At 69.7% G+C, this 5317-nt stretch carries 6 protein-coding genes and 1 pseudogene; 3 read left to right on the forward strand and 4 right to left on the reverse strand.

The window, feature by feature from the left end; genetic code table 11:
• Positions 1-1729 (forward strand): transglutaminaseTgpA domain-containing protein (locus FREUN1FDRAFT_RS37690; protein WP_006545694.1); only part of this gene is annotated, 1729 nt, incomplete at its 5' end.
• 161 nt (positions 1730-1890) lie between these two features.
• Here FREUN1FDRAFT_RS37690 and FREUN1FDRAFT_RS37695 read toward each other — a convergent pair.
• Positions 1891-2376: a hypothetical protein gene (locus tag FREUN1FDRAFT_RS37695; RefSeq protein ID WP_006545695.1), complete on the reverse strand. Its 486-nt coding sequence runs from the start codon at positions 2374-2376 to the stop codon at positions 1891-1893.
• Positions 2373-2684, reverse strand: coding sequence for a hypothetical protein (locus FREUN1FDRAFT_RS37700; RefSeq protein WP_232295606.1), 312 nt, complete (start codon positions 2682-2684; stop codon positions 2373-2375). The genes FREUN1FDRAFT_RS37695 and FREUN1FDRAFT_RS37700 overlap by 4 nt, the downstream gene beginning before the upstream one ends.
• A gap of 141 nt (positions 2685-2825) precedes the next feature.
• On the opposite strand from FREUN1FDRAFT_RS37700, the gene FREUN1FDRAFT_RS37705 reads away from it, so the two are divergent.
• Entirely contained in the window at positions 2826-3083 is a 258-nt protein-coding gene (locus FREUN1FDRAFT_RS37705) for a hypothetical protein (protein WP_006545697.1), read from the forward strand.
• Positions 3084-3184: 101 nt separating this feature from the next.
• Here the strand turns inward: FREUN1FDRAFT_RS37705 and FREUN1FDRAFT_RS37710 are convergent, their stop codons facing one another.
• Together FREUN1FDRAFT_RS37710 and FREUN1FDRAFT_RS37715 are read right to left on the reverse strand one after the other, a co-directional pair.
• Positions 3185-3625 carry a hypothetical protein gene (locus FREUN1FDRAFT_RS37710; RefSeq protein WP_232295607.1) on the reverse strand — a complete coding sequence of 147 codons (441 nt, stop codon included), beginning with the start codon at positions 3623-3625 and terminating at the stop codon, positions 3185-3187.
• A gap of 937 nt (positions 3626-4562) precedes the next feature.
• The gene (locus FREUN1FDRAFT_RS37715) at positions 4563-5165 is read right to left on the reverse strand and encodes a TetR/AcrR family transcriptional regulator (protein ID WP_255348251.1); all 603 of its coding nucleotides are present in this window, start codon (positions 5163-5165) and stop codon (positions 4563-4565) included.
• 77 nt (positions 5166-5242) lie between these two features.
• Between FREUN1FDRAFT_RS37715 and FREUN1FDRAFT_RS48420 the strand changes: the two are divergent.
• Positions 5243-5317: pseudogene (locus FREUN1FDRAFT_RS48420) on the forward strand (short-chain dehydrogenase); the annotation flags it as partial.

The following is a 5317-nucleotide window of genomic DNA, read 5'->3' on the forward strand; positions in this document are numbered from 1 at the left end:
CCGGCCCGGGCGCCGGGACTCGGCCGGGCCGCGGCTCGCCGGGACAGACCACGGCGAACGGCCGCGGCCCGCGCGGATCCGCCGGGCCCTCGTCACCGTGGCCGCCGCCGCGGCGGCCGCCGCCCTCGGCCTGCTGTTCACTCCGGTCGTGCCGTTCCTGCCCGAGGCCGCCGGCCCGAACAGCCCGGTGGTTGGCGCGGGCGGGCCGGCCGTTCGGCCGCGGTTCGACGCCCAGTCGTTCTTCACACAGACCGTGTCGCCGCGGGCCACTGTCAGCCCACTCGTCGAGTTCCCGGCACTGGCCGCCGGCAGGGAGGCCGGGCCCACCCTCATCGTCCGGTCAGAGCAGCCCGTCGAGCTGCTGCGTGCCGTTACCCTGCCGGACTTCGACGGCGTCCACTGGACGACCTCGGCCGCCTACCGGCGCGCCGACCAGCGACTGCCCCCGCCCCCGGACCGGGTGTCATACCGGGAGCAGGAGATCTCGGTGCACGTCGAGAACGCCGACGCGCTCGCGTGGCTGCCCACCGTGGGCCGTCCGCTCGCGCTTTCCGTCGGTGGCCTCGGGGTCGACGAGTCCACCGGTGACGTCGTGGTGCCGTCCGACCGGCCTGCGCCGGAAAGCTACACCGCCCTCGGCGCGGTCCCGGCTGTGGACCAGACCCGGCTGATCGTCGACGCACCGACTCCCGCGCCGCGGCGCCCCATCTACACCCTCCCAGCCGCGGTCCGGGCGGCGGCCACCCAGGCCACCGCGACGGCGCGCACTCCACTGGGCCGGGTCGAGGCGATCCGCGACCTGTTTCTGCGCGATGGCGGGTTCCGCTATGACACCAGCGCCCAGCCACCGGGTGGGCATGGGGTTTACCAGATCAGCCAGCTGATCGCCAGCCACCGCGGGACAGCCGAGCAGTTCGCCAGTGCCTTCGCCGTGATGGTGCGCGAGCTGGGCTACCAGGCGCGGATCGTGCTGGGCTACCGGGTACCGGCCGGTGACCGACGGACCGGCGACTACCGCGTCACCGGCCGGGACGTTCATGCCTGGGCCGAGGTGCTGTTCGACGAGGCCGGATGGGTCGCGTTCGATCCGTCGCCGCGCGACCAACAGTCCACCGACGAGATCGACGCCGTGGAACGGCCCGCGGGTCAGGCGCCGCCCGCTGCGGACCCGACCGGCGACCAGCAAGCCGCTGTCACCGCCAACGGTTCCGGAGTGATCGGTGCCACCGGCGCCAGCCGGCCGGAGATCTCCGAAGGTGGCTCGCCCGGCCCGGCCGCGGCTCGCGGAGGTGGAGTCTCCCCGGTTGTCGTGTCCGCTGCCGCCGTCGCCGCCGTCGGAGCGCTCGCGATCGGCGTCGTTCCGGTCGTCAAGGGGGTGCGTGGACGACGCCGGCGCAGCCGTCCCGGTACCACCGCCCAGATCGTCGGTGCCTACTGGGAAATGGTCGACCAGCTGCGGGACGCCGGCCTGCCGGTGCGAGCGACTCACACCGGCGGGGAACTCGCCGCTGTGGTGGAACGGCACCGCTCCCCGCGGGTGGCCGCGCCGGTTGCCGAACTGGTCGCCGTACACGAGTACGCCGTGTTCGCACCCACGCCGGGCGCCGTGCCGTCGTCAGATCGAGCCTGGGTGCTGGTCGCCGTGCTCAGGCGCGAGCTGCGGACGGGCCTGCCCTGGCACCGGCGGCTGGCGGCGCGGCTGTCACCCGCCTCCCTGCGCCCCCGGTGATCGGCCGCCTGGGCGATGACGAGTGCGCGACTCCGGCCGCGTGGCAATCATCCGGATGGCCTGGCTCGAAGCCCTCGCGGGCAGGACATTGCCGGACCTGCGACAGGCGCTCACCCTGCACCGTCAGACAGATAGCGGATGGATGGCGGCGCCGGCGACGGTCAGATCGGCTCGACGAGGATGTCGGCGCGATCGAGTGTGGCGGTGTAGGCGGTGAGATCGTCTGGGGCGCTGGTCAGGATCTGGGCGGGCGCGTGCAGTGCGGCGGTGATGACGACCAGGGCATCGATGACGTCCGGCCGTTTCTTCGTGGGAAGTGTGGCGTCGGCGAGCATGGCCCCTGCCCGTTTGTACGAGTCGAGGGTGAAGGTTCTCGCGCAGGCGACGCAGCCGGCGGGGATGTTCGCCGCGCCGCGGATGGGTGGTGTGCTTTCCCGGGTTTGGGGGACGGTGCAGTCCTTCAGGTATTGACTGAAGGCGTGGACCGTTTTCGGGTCCGGTCGCCACGCTTGGGCGAGGACTGGGCCGATGAGAACCGGCCGATGCGGCGCTGCGCGTAGGCCGTGGTGGAGGAGCCGCGCCGTGGGGTTGTCGCGCAGGAGCGCCACGAGCATCCCGGTGTCGTAGACGACGGTGCGGGTGGTCACGCGACGCTCGCGGTATCCGTTCCGAGTGCGCTGGCCAGGACCCGGTGGACGAGGGCCTGCTCGTCTGTGGTGAGGGCGTCGAACGAGGGTGGGTCCGCCTCGGGGAGGTCGGCGGTCTGCTCCAGGGCGGCCTGGTTGCGCGCGTCCAGTGCCGCGAAGGCCGCCGTGGCGGCGTCGTCGCGCGCCATCTGGGCGACGGCTGCCGCGATCATGTAGGCGGAGACGTCCATGCCTGCCGCCTCCGCGTGCATCCTGATCGCGGCCTGGACATCTGAGGCTGTCGAGATCGTGAACCGGATATTCGGCATGCCGCAATCGTAACACGGCGTAATACGTCACGGTGGTCGCCTTGGTGGCCCGTCGGGTACTCGACTGGGGTACCAGGCGGCGTACTCGGGCTCCAGTCCGATCCGGCGACGGCAGTCGACCCGGACAGCCCGCTCCAGCCCGTGATCAACTCCTTCCGCCTCCATCTGAGTGCCGAAGGCAAGTCTCCCAAGACGATCCGCACGTACGTCGAGGCGGCGCAGTGGTTCGCCGCCGCGCACCTGCTCGTGCATACCGAGCACGACGACGGGACGGACGTCACCGCGGACGACGTCCGCGCGTGGCTGGTCTTCCTCCTTGATCAGTACTCGGACAGCTACGCGAACAACCAGTACCGGGCGTCCGGTGCGGGTGGCCTGTGGGTGAACAGGGGGCGTTGATGTCCGAACGGGAGTGTCCGACGTTCATCGGACACTCCCGTTCGTGTCCGGGCAGCCGCCACGCGCGGCGGTCTGCCCGTTGCGCCCCTTGTCCTTCCGGGTTATCGGGTCGGGATCGCCACGATCACGCTGGTGCCGGTGTGCTGCACCGTTGGCTGTACCCGCGGTCCGGGCGCGGACTGGCGCAGACCGATGAAGTAGGTGACAACGCCCTCGAAGTCGCCACCCGACCGCACCTGGACAACATTGGTGGTCACGCGGATCGGGAACAGGTTGCGCGGAGCCGTAGCCCTGCCCTGCTCGTCATGGGCCGCCGCATTGTGGAAGACCACCTTGACGAAGGAGCGGCCCCGCACGGCGACGGGAAGGCCGGAGCCGTCCTGTATCAGTTCCGAGGTCGGCACGTACCGGGCGGTGACCTCGGAGGGGGCTGCCAGCTGGAAGTGGAAGCGGACGAGGTCCGCGCGGGCACTGGCCGCATGTGCCGCGCTGATGCCCGTCAGGACCGGCGTGACCGGCGTGACGGGTGCGGCCGGAGACACCGGTGTAACCGGAGTTACCGTTGGCCCTCCGGCTCGCGCTGGAACCGCCATGAACAGCAGGCCCAGGACCAGTGCGACTATCGAACCAGAAATCCCGTATGCCTTCCTCATGATGCACCACCCATTCCTTTTCCCGGAGCGGGGAGTCCGGAGTGCGGACGTGCTGATTGGATTCCGGGCCGCCCGGCTGATCCTGATTGCCGCGAGAAGGCCACTGGCGACAGGGCCGGTCGGATCGGACGAAGTCGGTGTCAGCTCGCTGGTCGGAAGTCGGATGGATGGTGAGTGGTGATGGATGTCGACATGGGCCCACCCCCATTCGTTGTCGGCCAAGCATGTGCGAGCGCCGGGTGGCCCGCCACCGTGCGCATCGCTCCGGATACCCCGGAGCCGAGCATCCACAACATGCCCTCGCTGCTGTCCGACGACCTCGAATGGGTCGTATGGCACGCCCCTACGGACACCAGGGGGAACTTTTTTGGTAATCCTGCTCCGCGACCGTGTTCTCGACTCCGTCGATGCCCATGTAGCGCTGATGCCGGCGATGTCGGAGTTCACCGTGGATATCCCTATCCCGGGGCCACTGAGGTCGAGCAGATTTCTGTCAAAGGAATGCGGGACATGCTGTTGGATCCTGGCGTGCCGTCTGAAGTACGTGACAGCATCTGGTCGCGCCTTCTTCGTACCAGTCGCGAGAAGAAGGATCTCTGGGACGTGGTCACGATCTGGATGATGGCACCCGGGCTTCGCAGGATCTGCTGGAATTGCCGTCGATTCGGGTTCGTGGCGGATCTGGCCGAGCTGGAGGCCGAGGCTGTCAGCGCCTTCCTTGCCACGGCCCGCTCCGCGGACCCCGACCGGCCGGAGCTTGGCGCCTGGCTATGGTCGGCCACATACCGTCATGTTCGGGACGCTGTCTCCCGCCCCCGGCTCACGTTCACGGCGCTGTCCAGGGCCATGCCCGCATTGCCAGGGCGGCCACCGCTTCAAGGTCGCCGCGGTCGGCGCCGTCACGGGCCTGTTGGGCCATGCCTTGCATGACCACGCTGGTGTATACCGCCAGCGCGCGGGCGTCGGTGCCGGCGGGCAGTTCCCCGGCGTCAATCGCGACGTTGACGAGGCGTTCGAGCGCCTCGAGGTCGGCCGCGCGCAGGGCGCGCAAAGCCTGTTCGACTTCGGGTGCGTTGCAGTTGACGGCGGCGCTGATCACCAGGCAGCCGCGCGGCAGGTCGGGACGGGTGTAGGCCCCCGCGGCCTCGCGCAACATGCGGTCCAGGCCGGCCTTGAGGGTCGGCTCCTCGATCAGCGCCCTTGCGATGAAGGCGTGGTGGGTCTGGCCGTAGACCTGCACGACCTCGTCGAACAGCTCGCGCTTACTACCGAAGGCGGCGTACAGGCTCGGGGCGCCGATGCCCATCGCCGCCGTGAGATCGGCGATGGAGGTCGCCTCATAGCCGCGCTCCCAGAACAGCACCAGGGCGTGATCAAGGGCCGCGGCTCGGTCGAACTCCCTGGGTCGTCCCCGTCGGACTGCTGCCACATCCTAATTTTATACCGAACGCTAGAGAATCTGCTACAGTCCCAATTCTGTAGCGACCGCTTCGGAAGGCTGTGGGCATGGGGACGCTGGTAGGCAAGACCGCGCTGGTCACCGGTGGTAGCAGGGGTATCGGCAAGGCCATCGCCGAACGG

Origin of the sequence: Parafrankia sp. EUN1f, assembly GCF_000177675.1 — a bacterium.
In the GTDB taxonomy this organism is placed as follows: domain Bacteria; phylum Actinomycetota; class Actinomycetes; order Frankiales; family Frankiaceae; genus Parafrankia.